This window comes from Paenibacillus stellifer (genome assembly GCF_000758685.1).
Taxonomy (GTDB): Bacteria; Bacillota; Bacilli; order Paenibacillales; family Paenibacillaceae; genus Paenibacillus_AQ; species Paenibacillus_AQ stellifer.
In genome coordinates, this window is the sequence record NZ_CP009286.1 from 2,230,817 (window position 1) to 2,250,471 (window position 19,655).

Below are 19,655 nucleotides of genomic sequence, written 5' to 3' on the forward strand. Positions count from 1 at the left end.
ACCCGGGGGAGCGCTTAACATTATGCAATGCAGCCAATACGCATCCGAACATGCGATTATTGTGACATTATTTAAGGAGGAACGGTATGATCGCGAAACGGAGCTTTCTCAATGTATCCGTCGGCTTGTTAAGCCAGTTGATTACAATTGCGCTCAGCTTCTTCATCCCCAGGCTGGTTATGCTTCATTACGGATCGGAAGCCAATGGTCTTATCGCCTCCATTACCCAGATCATCGCGTATCTCTCCCTGCTGGAAGCCGGGGTGGGGGCTGCTTCAATTCAGGCTCTCTACCGTCCGGTCGGTGAGAACGACCGCTCGAAGATCAACGATATTCTGGCGGCGACCTCTATTTATTACAAGAAGACCGGCCTTTATTATTTTGCCGCCGTCATTTTGCTTGCCGTTGTCTATCCGTTCGTTATAAAGTCCGGGTTCGACGCCTTGACGGTCATGGCGGTGGTGGCGCTCAGCGGACTGGGGGGCGCGGTCAACTATTACTTTCAGGGCAAATTCCGGGTGCTGCTGATCGCCGAGGGCAAGAACTATATTGAATCCTCGGTCGTGATGGTCGCGAACATCGTTAATAATGTCGTGCGGATTTTGCTGCTTCTGGGCGGCTTCAATATTATTGCCGTGCAGTCAGTGTATTTCATCGTCGTACTGCTGCAAATTATCGTCTACCGCGTGTATATCAAACGAAATTACAAGTGGATCGATTTGAACAGGAAGCCCGATTTTGACGCGATCAGCCAGAAGAACTCGGCACTTATCCATGAGCTTTCCTACTTAATTTTCAAAAATACGGACGTCCTGGTGCTCACGGTCTTCACCAATCTGAAGGTCGTCAGCATTTACGTGATGTACAATCTGATCTTCAACATCGTCGATAATGTGGTCGTCATGATCAACGGCAGCCTGAAATTTGCGCTGGGGCAGAGCTACTTCGGCAACCGGACGAAGTTCATGAAGATGTTCAATCTGTACGAAACCTATTACATCGCTTTTATCTTCGGTATGATCAGCATCGTAACCATCCTGATTCTTCCGTTCATGCGGATGTATACGGCAGGAATTCACGATAACAATTATATCGATTATTTTTTGCCCATTCTGTTCGCTATTGCGAAGCTTTTGATGAATGCTAGAGCACCATCGGACACGGTGATTGAAATCGCCGGGCATTTCAAGAACACGCAGGGCCGTTCCATCTTGGAATCGGTGATTAATCTCGTCTGTTCCATTGTGTTCGTCTTGCTATTCGGCATTTATGGTGTCGTATTGGGGACGATTGCCGCCCTCCTGTACCGGACCACCGATATGATTCTGTATTCCAACAAGCGACTGCTTGAGCGCAGCTCTTGGGTCACCATCAAGAAATGGCAGCTGAATATCGTCCTGTTCGTGGCGGTAGATCTGCTTGTGCGCAGCATCCATCTCCAGATCCATTCTTTTCTCTCTTTGGTACTGAGCGGAATGCTTCTGTCGGCTGTGATCTTCCCGATCTTCTTCATCGTCAATTCCCTGTTCGTCAAGGAGGGAATGGAGCTGCTCCCCGAGGTTGGCCGCAAGATCGCCGGACGCTTCAGACCGGGCAAGAAGGCCGCGGCGGAAGGCGGTCCCCAGTAAGATCGGGACAGGTGACTGCACAGAAAAAGTTCGTCCGTCTGAATTACATGTGCGGGGTCTGTCCTGGGTCAGTAGTAGGCGCTCCTGCACTTAAAGTGGTCCACCTCAATAGCATACTTCGGTTATGTATAGCCGGTTATAGCATTTAGCTATAACCGGCTATAGTTATTTGGCGTTACCTTATAACTTGAAACTCATGGTATCGTTCAACTAACGAATTCATACTATCGCATGAACAAAGGAGATCACACCGATGAGCATTGTAACCGAAGGCGCCGTACAGCGGCGTACGACCCCTTATCGTCATGATATGGTCGGGAGCTTCCTGCGTCCCGATTCCTTGAAGCAGGCCAGAGCGAAGTTCCAGCGCGGCGAGATCACCGCTGAGCAGCTGCGCGCGGTGGAAGATGCCGAGATCGTGAAGCTGGTGGAGAAGCAAAGAGAAGTGGGTCTTCACGCGGTTACGGACGGCGAGTTCAGACGGTCCTGGTGGCATCTGGACTTTATGTGGGGACTGGACGGCGTGGAGAAGGCGGAGGTTGAGCAGGGCTATAAGTTCCAGGGTGTGGAGACCAGAGCGGAGACGGCGCGCCTGTCCGGGCCAATCGGCTTCTCCAACCATCCTTTTATCGAGGACTTCAAATTTCTGAAAAAGATTGCAGGCGATGATGTTGTCCCCCGCCGGACGATTCCCGCTCCGGCCCAGTTCCTGGCCGAGCTGCAGCGCGGCGAGAACAAGGAGAGCACGCAGGCCGTGTACGGCGAGGATATCGAGAGCTTGATCGCCGATATCGTCAAGGCTTACCGAGGGGCGATTCTGGCTTTCTACGAAGCGGGATGCCGGAGCATCCAGCTGGATGACTGCACCTGGGGCATGCTGTGCGACAAGAACTACTGGGAGGCCAGACAGCAGGAAGGCGTCAATGTGGAGACGATCGCAAGCCTGTACGCCCGGGTGAACCGGGAGGCAATCGCGGATGTGCCGGAGGATCTCACGGTCACGACACATGTCTGCCGGGGAAATTATGCCTCCACCTGGGCTTCTTCGGGAGGCTACGGACCGGTGGCCGAGACGCTCTTCGGCATTGACCAGTATGACGGCTATTATCTGGAGTTCGACACGGAACGCGCGGGAGATTTCACGCCGCTTCAATCGCTTGGGAACCAGCAGGTCGTGCTCGGCCTCGTCTCGTCCAAGACAGGAGAGCTGGAAGATAAGCAGGCTGTTATCGACCGTATCCGGGAAGCGGCGAAGATTGTGGACATCAACCACATCTGCCTCAGCCCGCAATGCGGTTTCGCCTCCACGGAAGAAGGCAATGTCCTGACGGAAGAGCAGCAATGGAAAAAGCTGGCCTTCATCAAGGAAATTGCGGACGAAATCTGGAAAGACTGATCCGGCGGTGCTCCGCCGCCGGATTGTACCACAGCCCGCTGCAGCCGCAGCGGGCTATGCCGCCATGCGCGGCGCGAAGTTGCCGCCGCGCGCCGGCTCCGCCGCTCCGGCATCCTGCCGGATGAGGCGCACCAGCTCCGCGACCCGGCCATGCCGGTACGCGTCAGCCATGCGCTCCGGCAGGCCCCGGAGCGGCTGCTCCCGCGCTTCGTCTGCGGGAGCGGGGGGTTCTCCCTGCGGCTCTGCCCGCAGGGAGAGGAGGGCGCGGCGCGCGCGGTGGAGCGCCGCCTTCGCTGCGCCCTCCGACGTGCTGGAGCGGGGACAGCTCCCGGGCCAGCGTTCGGAAGGCCGCCTCTTCCATGAGGCCGGCGTCCGAAGGGGCGTCTTGCTGCGCTTCCATATCCTGCTGCTGCGCGAGCAGGGGAAGCTTGCGCAGCAGCACCGCCTGGCGGCGCATGCGGTCCAGCCAGGCGTTCCGGGCTGTACGGAGCAGCAGAGCCTCCGGGTTGGCATGCCCTGCGCGGATGGGCGCCAGCGCCTTCAGCCAGGCGTCCTGGACAAGATCATCCGCTTCCCAGGGGGAGCGGGTGAGCGACAAGCAGTACCGCTGGAGCGCGGAATGGAGCTTCAGAACCTCTGTATCTTCCATCGAACTGGCCGAGTACGGCCGTGTCAGTGAATTCATGATTGTTCCTCCCTGAGCATGATGAGCCGGATTATTCAGGCTGGGCGCAAGTAAAACTTCTGTACTTGTGAAACTTCTCTTCTTCAGTGTAAACGAAGAAGCGGAGCAAAACGATACGGCCATATGGGAGGATCGCAAATATTTATTTTTGACAGGTTACTTGCGTATCCTCCTAGCCCTCTCCCTCGTTTACGATTCGAATCACTTGAATTCGTATAGCCAAGGAGGAAGCAAAGATGAGTTACATTCCCTATGTACTGGAGCAGACGAGCCGGGGTGAACGGAGTTATGACCTGTATTCCCGGCTGCTGAAGGATCGAATTGTGTTCGTGGGCGCGGCGATCGACGACGCGCTGGCGAATAGTGTTATCGCCCAGCTTCTTTTTCTGGCAGCGGAGGACCCGGAGAAGGACATTTTCATGTATATCAATAGTCCCGGAGGTTCCACCTCGGCGGGCTTCGGCATCTTTGACACGATGCAGCTGATCAAGCCGCCGGTGAATACAATCTGCACGGGGATGGCGGCTTCGTTCGCTTCGTTTCTGCTGCTGGCGGGAGAGCCCGGGAAGCGCAGCATTCTGCCGAACGGCGAGGTCATGATCCATCAGCCGCATGGCGGGGCACAGGGACAGGCCAGCGACATCGCGATCAGTGCGAGACGGATTGTGCAGATCCGGGAACGGATCGCGCGGATTACTGCTGAGCGGACGGGGCAGTCGGCGGAGAAGGTGGAGAAGGACATGGACCGGGATTACTTCATGTCCGCTGAAGAGGCGGTGCAGTACGGCATCGTCGATAAGATCATTCAACGGCTGTGAGCTGTCCAAGGTTTAAATGGGAGATGTTAATCGCATGCATATGGGGAGTCTTCGCGGCTTAACAGAGGGATCGGGGTCAGAAGCAGAAGAAGCAGTAGCAACATTAAAGTAGCTTAGAGCAGGCGTTTGTTATATAACATTCACCCGCGTCAGCCTCGTTCCTGCTGAGAGCGGGCAAAAAGCCCTGTTCTCCGGATGTTCGGAGCGCAGGGCTTTGCGTCGTTGAGGTGAGATGATGTTATGTCCTGTTACAGGAAGGAGAGGCCTGTTAACTGCTCGCTGAGACTCCACAGACGGGCAGCCGCCTGCCCGTCTGTGGCCCAGGGACGAACGCCTGCCGTACCTTGTGACGCAGAACTGTCTTCGTGCACAAGATGGGCAATGTCGGCATTCAGACAGTAGACGCCTCCCTTGCCGTCAAGCTGCGGGCTGATCGCGCACCAGACCAGAGTAGCAGCTCCCTCAGGAATGGTCTTTCGCTCCTCGGTCATCTCGGAAAATACGCGCTGGCCCTGTTCGTCCAGCGCTCCCATTGCTTCCATCTCCTCATCCGACAAATGGCGGGAGAGACCGGTAACAATCGAGCCCGGATGAACGGAGAATGCCCGGACGCCATAGGCTTTCCCGCGCTGGTCCAGCTCTGCTGCGAACAGGGCATTCGCCGTCTTGGACTGGCCGTAGGCCTCCCATTTGCTGTATGGGCGCTGTCTGTACAGCGGGTCTTCAAAATGAATCCCGCTGAAGGCATGTCCGCCTGAAGATACGGATACGACCCGAGCGCCGCCCGCTCGCTTCAACGCAGGCCAGAGACGGGCTGTCAGCTGGAAATGTCCTAAATGATTGGTGGCGAACTGCAGCTCATAGCCTCTCTCGTCCCGCTGCTCGGGGATAGCCATTATGCCAGCGCTATTGATCAATATATGCAAAGGGCGTCCGGACTCCACAAACCGGCCAGCGAATTGATCGATAGAGGCCGGATCGGCCAAATCCAGCTCTTCCAGCTCGGCACCGGGAACCGAAGCAAGCGCCGCCTGGGCCTTATCCGGAGAGCGTGCGGGCACAATGACCTTCGCACCGGCTTCCGCCAGCACTCTCGCGGCTTCAAGGCCAAGGCCGGAATAGCCGCCGGTAATAATGGCGGTTTTACCGCTTAAATCGGTTCCTCTTACGATATCCTCCGCAGTTGTCCGCGCACCGAAGCCGGAATAGATCGGCGTTTGCGGTGTCTGCTCCATTACAGAATGTTTTATTCCACTACTTTCCGTTTCATTCCGATCCGCGTCCTTCTGCTGTAAATGATGCACTCCCGTTCCCTCCCTGTTTTCCATCCTTGATTTCCTGGAAATGATCCAGCTTATAGCGGATCAGCTCCAGAGTCGCCGTCAGTTCTTCGAGCCGGGATTCGATCGCCTGCCGGTGCTCGTCGAGCAGCGAGAAGCACTGCTCTTCATCCTGCTGGTCGTAGCGCTGCACGTACTCCCGGATTTTCCGAAGCGGCATATGCGTCCGCTTGAGATGCGTCAGAAACCGGATGCGGCCGATATCCTCCTTGGTGTAGAGCCTCTGAAGGCCCGCTCCACGGTCCGGTGAGGCAACCAACCCGATTTTCTCGTAATAGCGCAGCGTATCGGCGGGAAGCCCTGTCATCCCGGAAACCTCGGAAATAGTATAGGTCGTTTCTGCTTCCATGAACGTCTCCTTTCTGCAAATCCCTGCCGGCGATACCCACTTTAAAGGTTGGAGTATACTCCAAGTCAAGGGCCCAGTGCTTCGTGTACGAGACTGACAGTAATGGGGTGTAAATGGGGGGGAACAAGGTTACTCCGGCCGGCGCTGCTGCTTCGGCTCAGTCCCGGCGGCGGTTTGCCGGTCTGTCATCGGTCTGCCTCGGCTTCGGGTCAGCCCCGGCGGCGGTTTGCCTTAACGTCTGTCATCGGTCTGATTCGGCTTCGGCGATTTGCCGATCGTAATGCTCCAGCTTCCGGTTCAGCAGCTTCAGCAGCCCCTGATAGTCGCGGATTTGGTTCTCGATAAGCTCTTTCTGCTGCCGAATCACGCTTTGTTTCTCCTTGAGCGCTGGTTCTCCGTTAAGGCTGAGCCTGTTAAACTCTTTGATGGATTCCAGGGACATTCCGGCTGCCTTCATGCAGCGAATCATCCGGATTCTGGACAAGTCGGATTCATCATACTGCCTTCTGCCGTTTTCCGTCCGGTGTACGGGAGGCAGCAGGCCTTCTTTCTCATAGTAACGCAAGGTGTAGGACGACATCCCGAACAACTCGGTTACCTCTTTTATTGTATATTCCATAATTTGAACCTCCTCCGGCAGCTTGACCGAATTAAATCTCAGAATTAACCCCTGGGTTTCTACTCTTAAGCGGACTTAGATGAAGCTATTTCGATATAATAGGCCTACTCTCAACGCTTACGGACAGAGATGGCCTTATTCCAGTCCAGGGGTATCGAAAAAGCCTTCCAATCAACGGATATCGGCTCCCGGGTCCGTTAGTCTAGAATAATTCCCGCTGTGTCCGCAATAAGGGCTATGAAGTCCGCAGGCATCAGGAAAGGCGCAGCCGAGAACAGCGGGTTAATATGAATGAACAAAAATCTCAAACCGATTCCGCTCCGTCTTGTCAACGTGAATGAAGCAATGGCTTCAATTACAGATAACCAATCCTCCGGCTCAACTTCGTCAAGGGGAGCAGGTAGTTATAAAAATAAGATAACCCTTTTGCCGGGAACCAACAAGCAAGGCCGCTGTCGTCAGACCCTGCCGGCTCCCGATGTCCATCAACCGTCTTCTGCTGCCTGTCGCCGACCTCTGACGGAATTCCACCGAGTTCGCCCCCCCTCATTTCCCGCCGACCCTTGTCATTTCAGGCCAATGGGCGGACACTGTCAACCCGCCGGACAGAGTTGAAGTCCCCGCTTGACTTAGAGTCAGCTCTAAGATATATCCTTGGCTCGTACCGATCCGGTATGATCCAAAGTTCAAGAACAGGGAGCGATAAACATGACGGATAACAGAGTGCAAAAGCCCATCCATTCCGGATACCATGCCCATACGACCGCCTGGGAGATCGTAGACGGCCGGGATCTGACCGGGCAAATCGCCATCGTGACGGGAGGCTACTCTGGCATCGGACTGGAGACGACGCGGGCGCTTGCCCGGGCAGGTGCAACGGTTCTGGTGCCGGTGCGCAATCTGGAGAAAGGGATGGAAGCGCTGAAGGATATACCCGGGGTGGAAATGGATACCCTGGACTTCATGGACCCGGAATCCATTGACGCCTTTGCCCAGAGGTTCCTGGAGACGAACAGGCCTCTGCATATGCTCATCAACAGCGCGGGGATCATGGCCACGCCGCTCAGACGCGATGGACGCGGATACGAGTCGCAATTCTCGACGAATCATCTCGGGCATTTTCAGCTTACGGCAAGACTCTGGCCGGCTTTGCAGCGTGCCGAAGGGGCGCGGGTTGTCTCGGTCTCTTCACGTGCACACCGGCTTGGCGGCATCGACTTCGAAGATCCGAATTATGAACGGCGGGACTATGACAAATGGAAAGCCTATGCCCAGTCCAAGACTGCGAATATCCTCTTCGCACTGGAAATGGACCGGCGGGGACGGGAGAAGGGGGTCCGTGCGTTCTCCGTTCATCCCGGGCTAATACCGGATACAAGTCTTGGCCGTGATTTATCGGACGCGGAGATCGGACCGAGACCGGTCAAGGACGAGCAGGGGCGGACGATATCAAATGAAGTGAATGCCTCATTCAAGACAGTGGAGCAGGGAGCGGCGACAAGCGTCTGGTGTGCAGTAAGTCCTCAGCTGGACGGTCTCGGTGGCGTATACTGCGAAGATGCCGATATTGCCGAAGCAGTCCCGGCGGACAGCGCAAGCTCCGGAGGGGTGCGGCCATGGGCCATCGACTCCGAGCTTGCCAAGCGGCTGTGGAAGCTGAGCGAGAATCTCACAGGCGCCCGTTTTAATCTGTAATCCGTAATTCCTCAAACTTGGCACGGAGCGGGGAGATGTGGTAAACTACAGGTACTTTTAGGAATGGGGTTGAACGCGGATGTAATTTTCTTGCTGAAATAGAACCGTCGAAATCAATTTGACATGTTTTATTCGGTATGCAAGAAAGTTACGAATGCGGGTCACTCGGAATAAATATTCTCCTCAGCTTCGCCAGGACGGACGAGGCTGGGGACCGCTATATTTATTTGAGCTGCGAGAATGTAACTTTCTTGCAGCTCATTTATTTTTTTGGCGGGGAGGAACCCATAATGTCCGTAATTCAAGTATCGGATTTAACTTTTGCCTATGAGGGCAGCTACGATAACATCTTCGAGCACGCCAGCTTTCAATTGGATACCGATTGGAGGCTGGGATTTACCGGGAGAAACGGCAGGGGCAAGACGACCTTCATGAACCTGCTCCTCGGCAAATACGAATACAGCGGAACGATTTCCGCTTCTGTCGATTTTGAGTATTTTCCTTTTCCTGTCGAAGACAAGGAAGCGAATACACTTGATATTGTGGAAGGCGCTGTTCCGGATCTTCAGCTCTGGGAGCTGATGCGGGAACTCTCGCTGCTGGAGGTGTCTGACGATGTGCTGTACCGGCCGTTTGCTTCCCTGTCGAATGGGGAACAGACGAAGGTGCTGCTTGCGGCACTTTTTTTGAAGGAGAACAGCTTTCTGTTAATTGATGAACCGACCAATCACCTTGATATGAACGCCAGAAGGCTGGTCAGCGAATATTTGAGCAGGAAGAGAGGATTTATTCTGGTATCTCATGACCGGGCCTTTCTGGACCGCTGTGTGGATCATATTCTTTCTATTAATAAGACCACGATCGAAGTGCAGAAGGGCAATTTCTCCGACTGGTGGGACAACAAAGAAAGGCGCGACAGCTATGAGCTGGCGGAGAACGAAAGGCTGAGGAAGGATATCAGGCGGCTGGAGGACTCTGCAAGGCAAAAAAGCGGCTGGTCCCATGAGGTGGAGAAGACGAAGAACGGGACAAGGAACTCCGGCTCCAAGCTGGATAAGGGGTATGTCGGACACAAGGCCGCCAAAATGATGAAGCGCTCCAAATCGATCGAGCAAAGGCAGCAATCGGCCATCGAAGAGAAGTCCGGGCTTCTCAAGGATCTGGAATCTTCGGAGAGTCTCAAGCTGTCGCCGCTTCTGTATCATAAGAGCCGGCTTGTAGAGCTGGACAACGTATCGATTGCCTATGGGGAACGGCTAATCTGCGAAGATATCAGCTTCTCGGTGGATCAGGGCGAGCGGATTGCGTTGTCCGGCAAGAACGGCTCCGGCAAGTCCAGCGTTCTGAAGCTGATATGCGGCGAGTCTCTCGCTCATACCGGAACGCTCCGTATGGGGAGCCAGCTCCGCATCTCTTATGTCTCCCAGGATACCTCGGATTTAAAAGGCGATTTATCCGGCTACGCCCGGGACTGCGGAATTAACGAAAGCCTGTTCAAATCCATTCTGAGGAAGCTGGATTTCGCCAGAGTCCAGTTCGAGAAGGATATGGCGTCCTACAGCGGCGGACAAAAGAAGAAGGTGCTCATCGCGAGAAGCCTTTGCGAGAAGGCCCACCTGTACATTTGGGATGAGCCTCTCAATTTTATCGACGTGCTCTCCCGCATGCAGATTGAGGAGCTGCTGCTGGAGTACCAGCCCACGCTTCTCTTCGTGGAGCATGACAGCGAATTCCGCCGGAATGTCGCTACCCGGGTGATCGAGATTTAGCTTTCGGCAATCGGTTGAGATGAAAGCCTATGGCAGCGTGGAACGGCGGACTCGTTATTGCGGTTTCAGGTATCGTTCGCGATACTCATCCTCCAGCATGCTCATCAGAATCGAATCATGGTACTGATGATTGTAGAACAAAACGTCGCGTTGAACGCCTTCTTGACGGAAGCCGACATTTTCGTAGCAGCGCTGCGCCCGTTCATTGTAGGCATACACATTGAGCTCGATACGGTGCAGGTTGCAGATGCCGAAGCCGTAATCCAGCATCAATCGGAGAGCTTCGCTGCCGTAACCCTTGCCTTGATGCTCTGCATCGTTAATCGCGATCCGGATATTGGCGCTGCGGCTTAAGGCATCCATATCCTGCAGCGCGATATCTCCGATCACGTTATCGTTCTCACGCAGCGCAATCAGCAGCAACAGACCGCTCTGATCCTGCGATTTGCGCTCAATATAGCCGGCGATGAATTCTCTATTGAAGCTGCGCGCCGTTCCCGTTAACCGCCGGGTCTCGGGGTCAAACAGCGTGCGGAAATAGAGCTCGGTATCTTCAAGACTGATCGGACGCAGGTAGACCTGTTCTCCTTCAAGCAGCCTGACCGGCGGTAAAGCTTGGTCCAAATGATTCATGGCAGTTCCTCCCTGTAGGTAATGAGGAAATTATAGAGGAATTCTGTATACTGTAAAATATACAGTTTTCAATCTTTTTAACATGACAGATTTATCGGAGGTTAATTGCTTGAAGGAGATCATGGAGCCGTGGATGCTGGACCCGGACACGCCTATATATATCCAGATCAGCGATCATTTCAAGAACGAGATCGGCAGCGGCCGTCTGTCATCCGGGAGCAGGCTGCCTTCGGTGCGCCATCTCGCTGAGCATCTTGGCGTCAGCATGACGCCCGTCGAATGGGCTTACCGCCAGCTCGTCGCGGAAGGCTTCATTGAAAGCCGGCCTCGAGTAGGGTATCTGGCATCAGAAATCCCCCAGCCTTACAACGCTTCCGCTCTGCCGAAGATCAGCCGGGAAGAGGAGGCGGCTCATGCTAGTCGCATACGGCCCGAACGGGAGTATTTGTACGACTTTCATCTGTCGCGGAATGATTTCAGTCTTTTTCCCCTCCATACCTGGAGGCATCTGGAGACTCGTATCCTGAAGCAGGAGGGAGAGCGGCTGCTGTTCTATGGCGATCCCCAGGGCGAGTGGGGGCTTCGCTGTGAAGTCGCCGCCTATCTCAAGCAATACCGCGGTGTCGTCTGTGGCCCCGAGCAGGTGGTGATCGGTTCCGAACAGTTTCTGCTGATGTCCTGCCTGGCTCACATTCTGAAGCCGATAGAGCAGCACATTGCCGCCGAGAATCCGGTCTATCCGCTGCTGCCTGGAACCTTCAGGGAGCTTGGCTTCGATGTCTCGCCCATTCCCTTGGATAAGGACGGGATCAGCATGTCTTCCCTGGAGGCTTCCGGAGCCAGGCTCGTCGGTGTCTCGCCTTCGCATCACTTTCCTTCCACGCTAATGATGCCGATCCGCAGCCGAATGGAACTGCTGGCATGGGCTGAGCGGAAGGGGGGCTATATTATCGAGGATGACTACAGTGGCGAGTTCCGGTACTTTGGAAGACCGATTCCGTCATTGCAGGGACTGGGACCAGAGAGGGTCGTATACATCGGAGGATTCTCCCAGACGCTTGCTCCAGCGGTATGCGTGCATTACTTGGTTCTGCCTCTGCCTCTGATTGAGCGATACAAAGAACTATATCGGCGCGTGCTGTTCGAGCAATCTTCCTCACGGCTGCATCAACGGACACTTGAGAAATTTATTGCCGAGGGTCATCTAACCAAGCACATTCGAAAGCTGCGAAGGATTTACAAGGCAAAATACGAGGCGATCGTCCAGGCGGCAGGGCAGCATTTTGGAGACAAAGCTGAGATTGTCGGAGAGGGCGCAGGCTTTCATATTCTCCTTAGAGTCCGCTGCGCACAACCCGTGAGCAGGCTGATCGCCGCTGCGGAGCAGGCCGGGGTGCATGTTGCCTCAACAGCCTATACCTGGCTGGACCCAAGCGAGAAGCCGGAGGGTATTCACGAGATTATTGCCGGATTCGCCGGAATTCCGCTGGAATTGATTGATCCGGGAATGAAGGCGCTGCGGGAAGCCTGGGACCCCTTGATCTGACGTTTGTTGATAATGAAAAAAAGACCTGGATCTCCAGCCCGGAGAACAGGTCTTTCTTTATAAGTTGTCTGCATATTCCGTCTGCATATTTTCTCTGCGGTTCGCAGTATCACCAACCTCGTCAATGCTACTTGACCGGCTTCTCCTTGGCGGTATCGCCGTTTTTGCGGAGAAACGTAAAATTGCTGTACATATAGTTGTACATGAATTTCGTCTTGCTCACCATAAGTGCGAAGGCTTTGGATCTGAGATCCACATTTTTGGCGGCCAGGATGAAGGACAGATTCTTCTTCACAAAATCCTCGACCTCGCGCGCCGCGCTTCGGGAACCGCTCTGATCTTTTTCACGCAGGAAGAAGTTGTAGAGGTCCATTCCTTCATGAATCATATTGTTAACCGATGTCTCCCACACGGGCTGGCTGATCTTCCCGCTGTAGATCTTCATGAGAGCTTCATGCTTCTCAAGCACCGCATGGAATTTCTCGATCAGCTTCCGGGCGCTGGTGAAGCCGGTGATGCTGTCGCCGCGCTTGACGTAGTAATAGGTCGGTTCGTTGACCAGAACTACCCTGGTGGCCTGAACGAACAGCTTGTACGTCGTCAAAATATCCTCGAATGTAACGCCAACCGGAAAGCGCACTGTATCGAACAGCTCGCGCCGGTATAATTTATCCCAGGCATAGCTCTTGATCCGCCCGTCCACGATAATCTCTTCGATCGCCTCGGTGTTGTTCAGCACGGCCGTCTGTCCGAAGTCGTTCATCCGCTCGGCTTGACCATCAAGCTCGCTGTAATGACAGCTGATCGCAATGTCCGCTTCATGCCGGGTTATCTCCCGGTGGAGCACCTCGAACATGTTCGGGGTAATCCAGTCATCCGAGTCAATGAAGCCGATATACTTGCCCGTTGCCGCGTCAAGTCCGAAATTCCGGGCGTCGGATAGTCCGCCGTTCGGCTTGTGCATCAGCTTGATCCGCTCGTCTCGCGCCGCATATTCCTCACAAATGGCGGAGCAGTTGTCGGGAGAGCCGTCGTCGATCAGAATCAGCTCGAAGTCCTTAAAGCTCTGAGCCAGAATGGATTCCACGCATTTGCGGATGTAGTTCTCCACATTGTAGAAGGGAACGATGATACTGATTTCCGGCTGCATCTTTTAAAGACCTCCTTCTTATGATCATTTGTTCATCCGGTTTGCCGCATTCTAATAGGTTATTTTTAAACTATAGTGCAATAAAAAAGGCCGTGTCAAACCACGAAAGAACCATATCTCAGGCGTTCATTCGTATGCTTGACTTCAATATGCTACAATAATGAGATTGCATGACTGCGGGTGGCCGGGCTTCAACGAAACTTCCGTTTACTTTTGCGTGAAAAGGGTATAGCTAAGCTGTAGAGCTCATCTGATTTTACCGCTCTAAAGCGGTGAAAAACGGAGGATGTTCATGGATTTCAGAGGATTTCCAAGGAAATTTAATGATCTTCTTGGCTTATCCCGGTTTTTGTTGATTTTTATTGATTATTTGCGGCCTATTCTGTATAATCAGCGTTGTCGTTTTTTTATGGAAAAAAAGCGCCATGTATTGACATCATCCATCATCAAGCTCGCGCGGCTTTTTATTTACCGAATACAAACTTAGCTTATGCTATTTACACGAGTATTGATGAAACCACAAAACTTTGAGGAGGTCATTCATTTTGGGAAAAGCGTTAATTATCGGCGCTGGCGGTGTCGCAAGCGTAGTCGTTCATAAATGCGTCCAGAACCCGGATGTGTTTGAAGAAATCTGCATTGCAAGCAGAACGGTCGAGAAATGTGAAGCTTTGAAGCAAAAATTGGACGGAGGCCGGACGAAGATTCAGACGGCCCAGGTTAATGCCGACAACACGGACGAGGTCATTGCGCTGATCGAGAAATTCCGTCCGGACGTTGTAATTAACGTTGCGCTTCCTTACCAGGATCTGACCATTATGGATGCCTGTCTTGCAACCAAAACTCACTACCTGGATACCGCGAACTACGAGCCGCCGGAAACGGCGAAATTCGAATACAGCTGGCAGTGGGCGTACAAGCAGAAATTCGAAGAAGCCGGCATTATGGCGCTGCTGGGCTGCGGCTTCGACCCGGGCGTTACCGGCGTATTCTCCGCTTATGCGCAGAAGCATTATTTTGACGAAATCCACACGATCGATATCGTGGACGCCAACGCTGGCGATCACGGCTATCCTTTCGCCACCAACTTCAACCCTGAGATCAACATCCGTGAAATTACGGCGAACGGACGCTACTACGAGAAGGGTGAATGGATCGAGACTCCGCCGCTGTCCGAGAAGAAGGTCTACGACTTGCCGGAAATCGGACCGAAGGACATCTACCTGCTGTATCATGAAGAGCTGGAGTCCCTCGCGAAGAACATCAAAGGCATCAAGAAGATCCGCTTCTGGATGACGTTCTCGCAGAACTACCTGACTCACCTGAAGGTTCTGGAAAATGTCGGTATGACCTCCATCGAGCCGATTCTGTTCGAAGGCAAGGAGATCATTCCGCTGCAGTTCCTGAAGGCAGTGCTTCCGGACCCGGCTTCGCTCGGACCGAGAACGAAAGGCAAGACCAACATCGGCATTATCGCCCAGGGGACCAAAGACGGCGAGCCGAAGAACTACTATGTATATAACGTCTGCGATCACCAGGAATGCTACCGTGAAGTCGGCTCCCAGGCCATCTCTTACACGACCGGCGTGCCTGCTATGATCGGCGCCATGCTGATGATCCAGGGCAAATGGATGAAAGCTGGAGTATACAATGTGGAAGAACTGGACCCGGATCCGTTCATGGAGCTGCTGAATACGAAAGGGCTGCCGTGGAAGGAAGACTTCTCGCCGGTGCTGCTGGACTAGGAACGGCCAATGACAGAACTTGATTTCGGCGCTGTCCCTTCGCCCAGCTATGTCGTCGACGAAAGACTTCTCATCAAAAATCTGGAGCTGCTGAAATCGGTGCAGGACCGCACCGGTGCACATATTTTGCTCGCGCAAAAAGGCTTCTCCATGCACAGTCTGTATCCGCTGGTCGGCCAGTACCTGAAAGGCGTAACATCCAGCTCCCTCTTCGAAGCCCGTCTCGGGTATGAGAAGATGGGCAAGGAGGTTCATGTGTACGCCCCGGCGTATGTCGATTCGGAGTTTGACGAGATGATGAAGTACAGCGATCATATCGTCTTCAATTCATTCGATCAGTGGAATCGCTACAAGGCTAAAGTGCAAAGCGCATCGAAGCACATCAGCTGCGGCATTCGCGTGAATCCCGAGTATTCCGAAATCGAGATTCCGCTGTACGATCCCTGCTATAACAATTCCAGACTCGGCGTGACGCTGGATAACTTCCGGCCGGAAGAGCTGGAAGGCATCGAAGGCCTGCATTTCCACACGATGTGCGAGCAGAACTCCGACACGCTGGAGCGGACGATCAAGGTCGTGGACGAGAAATTCGGCCCGTACCTCCACGGAATGAAGTGGCTCAATTTCGGCGGCGGGCATCATATTACCCGTCCGGACTACGATGTGGAGACGCTGATCCGGTGCATCAATTATATGAAGGACAAATATGGCGTCCAGATTTACCTGGAGCCGGGCGAAGCCATCGCCCTGTTCACCGGCTATCTGGTAGCGACGGTGCTCGATGTCGTCAAGAATGGGATGGAGATCGCCATTCTCGACACTTCGGCGGAATGCCATATGCCGGACGTGCTGGCTATGCCGTACCGTCCCGGCATTATCGGGGCAGGCCAGGCCGGCGAGTACGAGCATACGTACCGATTGGGCGGCCTGACCTGTCTCGCCGGAGACGTCATCGGCGATTACTCGTTCCACGAGCCGCTGAAGGCTGGCGACCGCTTGGTGTTCACCGACATGGCGCATTACACCATGGTGAAGAACCATATGTTCAACGGCGTGAACCTGCCGTCGATCGTCTCCTTCAATGAAGAGGAAGGCATCAAAGTCATCCGTACATTTGGTTATGAGGATTACGCAGGACGTTTGTCTTGAATTGAATAGTGTTTGGTAGCTATGGAAGGACAGCCGAGAGGCTGTCCTTCTTGCGTTGAACGGGATCATACCCGCGATGAGTCCAAAGGCGATTTATGAAGAACCTGATAGTCTTCTCTTGAAGGGTGGTAATAATAGATAATGGCTTGTGCCAGAGAACGATCTACATCAAAGCGAAGAGGAGCTGGACAGGTGAATAACAAGATTATTCTAGAGCCCGCAGCACAGAAGTTTGTTGAAGATACGGCGAATCCTCCTTATTTGTATGAGCTTGGCCCGGAACAAGGCCGCAAGGCCGTCGATGAAGCCCAATCCGGCGAAATACTTAAGCCCGAGGTGGAGATCGAGGATCTTACGATTCCGGGAGGCCCTTCGGGTCAGGTCTCCATTCGGATCATGCACCCTGTCGGCTCGTCCGGACCGCTGCCCGTCATTCTCTACACACATGGCGCAGGATGGGTATTCGGCAATGCGCACACGCACGACAACCTGATCCGAAAGCTGGTAGCCGGTACCGGAGCAGCGCTCGTCTTCACCAACTACAGCCTGTCGCCGGAAGCAAAGTATCCGACCGCGATCGAAGAAATCTACGCCGTACTGGAGTGGATTGCAGAGCAGGGAGCCGGGCACGGCTTTGACCCGTCCCGCCTGGCTGTTGCCGGCGACAGCGTTGGCGGCAATATGTCTGCGGCCATTACACTGATGGCCAAAGAGCGCAAAGGGCCGGCGATTGCCCGGCAGCTGCTGTTCTATCCAGTGACGGATGCATCATTTGATACGGAGTCTTACCACCAATTCGCCAAAGGCTATTTCCTGCACCGCGACGGGATGAAGTGGTTCTGGGACCAGTACACGACGGATGAAAGTCAGCGGAACGAAATTACCGCATCTCCGCTGCGGGCAACCGTTGACGATCTGCGCGGCCTTCCCGCCGCTCTCGTCATCACCGGCGAAGCCGATGTGCTTCACGACGAGGGCGAGGCCTATGCGAACAAGCTGCGCGAGGCCGGCGTTCCGGTAACCGCGGTGCGCTATCAGGGCATCATTCATGACTTCGTCATGCTGAATGCCCTGGCAGAGACGAACGCGGCCCAAAGTGCGCTCTCCCTGGCCGCTAGCTGGCTGAAGGAAGGCTTTCAGCAATAAATCCCATAACGGGGGCGCCACCGTTATGTTTAAGCTAAAGCCCGCTCATTTTGAGCGGGTTTTTTGGACATTATAGGTGGACCGCGTGAACTTTTTGGAATACTTAATCGTACTATAATCGGTTACTAAAGAAAGATGCAGTAAAATAACCCTTGCCAGGTTACCTGGCTTGTCTACTGATTGCCCGTTCGAAGGAACTAATACGAATGAATAGAAGGGAGTCTATGCAGCTGAATTCATCTTACATTGAAGTTCGCGACGTGAATAAGAGCTACGGCGGACAGGACGTGTTGAAGGCTGTCTCTTTCACGATTGAGAAAGGAAGCATCGTTGGCCTGCTTGGGCCCAACGGCACCGGTAAGACCACCTTGGTACGCCTGCTGAATGGCGTCATTCTTCCCGACCGTGGAACGCTGCGGGTGAACGGGTACGACCCGATAACCGAGGGAAATGCGATCCGGCGCATTAGCGGTGTGGTCACAGAGGGTGCCGGGCTGTACCACGACATGAGCGGAGTCGCCAACTTGCGATTCTTTGCTAAGCTGTACAATTGTTTCATTGAGGAACGAATTCAAGCGTTGTTGGGGCAATTCGGCCTGGAAGGTGCACAAGAGAAAAAGGTCGGCAGCTACAGCACCGGCATGAAGAAACGTCTGGCCTTGGCGAAGGCGATGCTTCATCAGCCGGAGATCTTGTTCCTGGATGAGCCGACGAACGGACTCGATCCGGAAGGCATCAACCAAGTCGTGACCGATCTAAAGGCAATGAATGAGACTTACGGAACGACGATCATCCTCTGCTCTCATGTGCTGCATCAATTGGAGCCGCTATGTCACACTTATATTTTCATGAAGAATGGTACGATCCTGGATACCGGGACGAAAAAAGAGCTGGAGAAGAAACATCTGAAGACGATTCAACTCAAATTAACAACCGGACTGACCGTAGAAGGTGATGCATATGCGGGATATCCGGCCAGGCGACTGGGGCCGAGCGAGGTGCAGCTGGAGCTGGCATCAACCGATCAGATTTCGGCGTTGCTCCGTCAAGTATTGCAAGCTACATGGGTGCACTCGGCAGAGATCATGAACCATGACTTAGAGTCGCTTTATTTCAACTTGGGGGGGAACAATGATGAACCGGAGCCAAATCATCGCGATCGCACAGAAAGATATTAGGGCGATAACGAGTAACGTGCAGGTATGGCTCGGGCTTGTCCTGCTTCCGCTTGTGTTCGGCGTCCTGTTGCCGGGCATCTTAATTCTGGTAATAAAGATGGTGAACATTACCGATGGCGATCTCGTCGACATGGTACAGAAGGTGATCACTCAGCTGCCCGCTGGGGATAAGAAGGAGCAGATCACGGCGTTACCGACGCTTAACCATCAGATCATCTACATCTTCGTCAACTATATGCTGGGACCTTTTTTCTTGCTCATCCCGGTGCTGAATTCACTGATGATCGCATTGAACAGTCTCGTCGGGGAAAAAGAGCGACGGACGCTCGAAAGTCTGCTGTTCGCACCCATTGAGGTGAAGGACCTCTTCCTCGGCAAATTGGCTGCGACCTTCATCCCGACCTTCGTCGTCACATTGGTCAGCTTCTTGCTATGCGGCATTATCATCAACGGCCTGACGTACTCCATGTTCGACGGGTTGATCTTCCCCAACCTGAACTGGGGCCTTCTCCTGCTGTGGGTGGCGCCGATGTTCACCGGACTGGTTATCCAGATCAGCATCTTCATCTCCGCCCGGTCCAAAGGCTTCCAAGAAGCGCAGCAAATCGGTGGCATCGTCGTGCTGCCGGTTGTCGGGCTTGCCATCTCCCAGGTTACCGGAGTCTTGCTATTAAGCCCGCAGTTGTTGCTGGGCGTTGGTTTGTTACTGCTGCTCGTCAATCTCCTTCTGTTACGCCGGCTCACGAAGATGAATCAGCGGCATACGTTGTTTGAGCGGCAGGTTCATTAAGAGCGGAAGCTAGCCTGCA

17 protein-coding genes are annotated in these 19,655 nt (G+C 53.9%); 11 read left to right on the plus strand and 6 right to left on the minus strand.

All coding sequences use genetic code 11. The features are described from left to right. The first annotated feature begins 86 nt into the window (after nucleotides 1–86). The gene (locus tag PSTEL_RS10025) at nucleotides 87–1,628 is read left to right on the plus strand and encodes a lipopolysaccharide biosynthesis protein (protein ID WP_038694996.1); all 1,542 of its coding nucleotides are present in this window, start codon (nucleotides 87–89) and stop codon (nucleotides 1,626–1,628) included. A gap of 253 nt (nucleotides 1,629–1,881) precedes the next feature. Continuing rightward, on the plus strand, nucleotides 1,882–3,024 hold the full coding sequence (locus PSTEL_RS10030) for a 5-methyltetrahydropteroyltriglutamate--homocysteine S-methyltransferase (protein WP_038694998.1): 1,143 nt from the start codon (nucleotides 1,882–1,884) through the stop codon (nucleotides 3,022–3,024). Nucleotides 3,025–3,187: 163 nt separating this feature from the next. Here the strand turns inward: PSTEL_RS10030 and PSTEL_RS26185 are convergent, their stop codons facing one another. Next, on the minus strand, nucleotides 3,188–3,709 hold the full coding sequence (locus PSTEL_RS26185; protein ID WP_052098338.1) for an RNA polymerase sigma factor: 522 nt from the start codon (nucleotides 3,707–3,709) through the stop codon (nucleotides 3,188–3,190). A 236-nt stretch (nucleotides 3,710–3,945) separates the two neighbouring features. Here PSTEL_RS26185 and PSTEL_RS10040 point away from each other — a divergent pair, with 236 nt between their 5' ends. Beyond that, nucleotides 3,946–4,527 (plus strand): ATP-dependent Clp protease proteolytic subunit, encoded by a 582-nt coding sequence (locus PSTEL_RS10040; RefSeq protein ID WP_038695000.1) that lies wholly within the window; start codon nucleotides 3,946–3,948, stop codon nucleotides 4,525–4,527. A gap of 248 nt (nucleotides 4,528–4,775) precedes the next feature. On the opposite strand, the gene PSTEL_RS10045 is transcribed toward PSTEL_RS10040, so the two are convergent. The 3 genes from PSTEL_RS10045 to PSTEL_RS10055 form a co-directional block, all read right to left on the minus strand. Continuing rightward, nucleotides 4,776–5,762, minus strand: a complete 987-nt coding sequence (locus PSTEL_RS10045; RefSeq protein WP_038695002.1) for an oxidoreductase — start codon at nucleotides 5,760–5,762, stop codon at nucleotides 4,776–4,778. 31 nt (nucleotides 5,763–5,793) lie between these two features. Further along, on the minus strand, nucleotides 5,794–6,216 hold the full coding sequence (locus PSTEL_RS10050; RefSeq protein WP_052098339.1) for a MerR family transcriptional regulator: 423 nt from the start codon (nucleotides 6,214–6,216) through the stop codon (nucleotides 5,794–5,796). A 241-nt stretch (nucleotides 6,217–6,457) separates the two neighbouring features. Further along, entirely contained in the window at nucleotides 6,458–6,835 is a 378-nt protein-coding gene (locus PSTEL_RS10055; protein WP_038695004.1) for a MerR family transcriptional regulator, read from the minus strand. 708 nt (nucleotides 6,836–7,543) lie between these two features. Between PSTEL_RS10055 and PSTEL_RS10060 the strand changes: the two genes are divergently transcribed. Together PSTEL_RS10060 and PSTEL_RS10065 are read left to right on the plus strand one after the other, a co-directional pair. Next, nucleotides 7,544–8,530 (plus strand): oxidoreductase, encoded by a 987-nt coding sequence (locus tag PSTEL_RS10060; RefSeq protein ID WP_038695006.1) that lies wholly within the window; start codon nucleotides 7,544–7,546, stop codon nucleotides 8,528–8,530. A 290-nt stretch (nucleotides 8,531–8,820) separates the two neighbouring features. Next, nucleotides 8,821–10,299: an Lsa family ABC-F type ribosomal protection protein gene (locus tag PSTEL_RS10065; protein ID WP_038695008.1), complete on the plus strand. Its 1,479-nt coding sequence runs from the start codon at nucleotides 8,821–8,823 to the stop codon at nucleotides 10,297–10,299. Between the two features lie 54 nt (nucleotides 10,300–10,353). Here PSTEL_RS10065 and PSTEL_RS10070 read toward each other — a convergent pair whose 3' ends face one another. Continuing rightward, nucleotides 10,354–10,932: a GNAT family N-acetyltransferase gene (locus PSTEL_RS10070; RefSeq protein WP_038695010.1), complete on the minus strand. Its 579-nt coding sequence runs from the start codon at nucleotides 10,930–10,932 to the stop codon at nucleotides 10,354–10,356. 109 nt (nucleotides 10,933–11,041) lie between these two features. Here PSTEL_RS10070 and pdxR point away from each other — a divergent pair, with 109 nt between their 5' ends. Beyond that, nucleotides 11,042–12,478 carry a MocR-like pyridoxine biosynthesis transcription factor PdxR gene (pdxR, locus tag PSTEL_RS10075; protein WP_245625121.1) on the plus strand — a complete coding sequence of 479 codons (1,437 nt, stop codon included), beginning with the start codon at nucleotides 11,042–11,044 and terminating at the stop codon, nucleotides 12,476–12,478. A 127-nt stretch (nucleotides 12,479–12,605) separates the two neighbouring features. Here pdxR and PSTEL_RS26190 read toward each other — a convergent pair whose 3' ends face one another. Then, nucleotides 12,606–13,628 (minus strand): glycosyltransferase family 2 protein, encoded by a 1,023-nt coding sequence (locus tag PSTEL_RS26190; protein WP_052098341.1) that lies wholly within the window; start codon nucleotides 13,626–13,628, stop codon nucleotides 12,606–12,608. A gap of 545 nt (nucleotides 13,629–14,173) precedes the next feature. Between PSTEL_RS26190 and PSTEL_RS10085 the strand changes: the two genes are divergently transcribed. The 5 genes from PSTEL_RS10085 to PSTEL_RS10105 all read left to right on the plus strand — a co-directional run bounded on the left by PSTEL_RS10085 (nucleotide 14,174) and on the right by PSTEL_RS10105 (nucleotide 19,636). After that, nucleotides 14,174–15,373 carry a saccharopine dehydrogenase family protein gene (locus PSTEL_RS10085; RefSeq protein ID WP_038695011.1) on the plus strand — a complete coding sequence of 400 codons (1,200 nt, stop codon included), beginning with the start codon at nucleotides 14,174–14,176 and terminating at the stop codon, nucleotides 15,371–15,373. A 9-nt stretch (nucleotides 15,374–15,382) separates the two neighbouring features. Further along, on the plus strand, nucleotides 15,383–16,522 hold the full coding sequence (gene nspC / locus PSTEL_RS10090; protein ID WP_038695012.1) for a carboxynorspermidine decarboxylase: 1,140 nt from the start codon (nucleotides 15,383–15,385) through the stop codon (nucleotides 16,520–16,522). 192 nt (nucleotides 16,523–16,714) lie between these two features. Then, nucleotides 16,715–17,668 carry an alpha/beta hydrolase gene (locus tag PSTEL_RS10095; protein WP_038695015.1) on the plus strand — a complete coding sequence of 318 codons (954 nt, stop codon included), beginning with the start codon at nucleotides 16,715–16,717 and terminating at the stop codon, nucleotides 17,666–17,668. 224 nt (nucleotides 17,669–17,892) lie between these two features. Beyond that, entirely contained in the window at nucleotides 17,893–18,846 is a 954-nt protein-coding gene (locus PSTEL_RS10100) for an ABC transporter ATP-binding protein (protein ID WP_038695017.1), read from the plus strand. Next, a complete protein-coding gene (locus PSTEL_RS10105; RefSeq protein ID WP_084064930.1) occupies nucleotides 18,800–19,636 on the plus strand; it encodes an ABC transporter permease subunit in 837 nt (278 codons plus the stop codon). Before PSTEL_RS10100 ends, PSTEL_RS10105 begins: the two co-directional genes overlap by 47 nt. Nucleotides 19,637–19,655: the final 19 nt, after the last annotated feature.

Excerpts from the sequence above, each read along its gene's own strand:
- PSTEL_RS10025 (WP_038694996.1), top strand. The coding sequence starts at position 87 with ATGATCGCGAAACGGAGCTTTCTCAATGTATCCGTCGGCTTGTTAAGC.
- PSTEL_RS10030 (WP_038694998.1), top strand. The coding sequence starts at position 1,882 with ATGAGCATTGTAACCGAAGGCGCCGTACAGCGGCGTACGACCCCTTAT.
- PSTEL_RS26185 (WP_052098338.1), bottom strand. The coding sequence starts at position 3,709 with ATGAATTCACTGACACGGCCGTACTCGGCCAGTTCGATGGAAGATACA.
- PSTEL_RS10040 (WP_038695000.1), top strand. The coding sequence starts at position 3,946 with ATGAGTTACATTCCCTATGTACTGGAGCAGACGAGCCGGGGTGAACGG.
- PSTEL_RS10045 (WP_038695002.1), bottom strand. The coding sequence starts at position 5,762 with ATGGAGCAGACACCGCAAACGCCGATCTATTCCGGCTTCGGTGCGCGG.
- PSTEL_RS10050 (WP_052098339.1), bottom strand. The coding sequence starts at position 6,216 with ATGGAAGCAGAAACGACCTATACTATTTCCGAGGTTTCCGGGATGACA.
- PSTEL_RS10055 (WP_038695004.1), bottom strand. The coding sequence starts at position 6,835 with ATGGAATATACAATAAAAGAGGTAACCGAGTTGTTCGGGATGTCGTCC.
- PSTEL_RS10060 (WP_038695006.1), top strand. The coding sequence starts at position 7,544 with ATGACGGATAACAGAGTGCAAAAGCCCATCCATTCCGGATACCATGCC.
- PSTEL_RS10065 (WP_038695008.1), top strand. The coding sequence starts at position 8,821 with ATGTCCGTAATTCAAGTATCGGATTTAACTTTTGCCTATGAGGGCAGC.
- PSTEL_RS10070 (WP_038695010.1), bottom strand. The coding sequence starts at position 10,932 with ATGAATCATTTGGACCAAGCTTTACCGCCGGTCAGGCTGCTTGAAGGA.
- PSTEL_RS26190 (WP_052098341.1), bottom strand. The coding sequence starts at position 13,628 with ATGCAGCCGGAAATCAGTATCATCGTTCCCTTCTACAATGTGGAGAAC.
- nspC (WP_038695012.1), top strand. The coding sequence starts at position 15,383 with ATGACAGAACTTGATTTCGGCGCTGTCCCTTCGCCCAGCTATGTCGTC.
- PSTEL_RS10100 (WP_038695017.1), top strand. The coding sequence starts at position 17,893 with ATGCAGCTGAATTCATCTTACATTGAAGTTCGCGACGTGAATAAGAGC.
- PSTEL_RS10105 (WP_084064930.1), top strand. The coding sequence starts at position 18,800 with ATGATGAACCGGAGCCAAATCATCGCGATCGCACAGAAAGATATTAGG.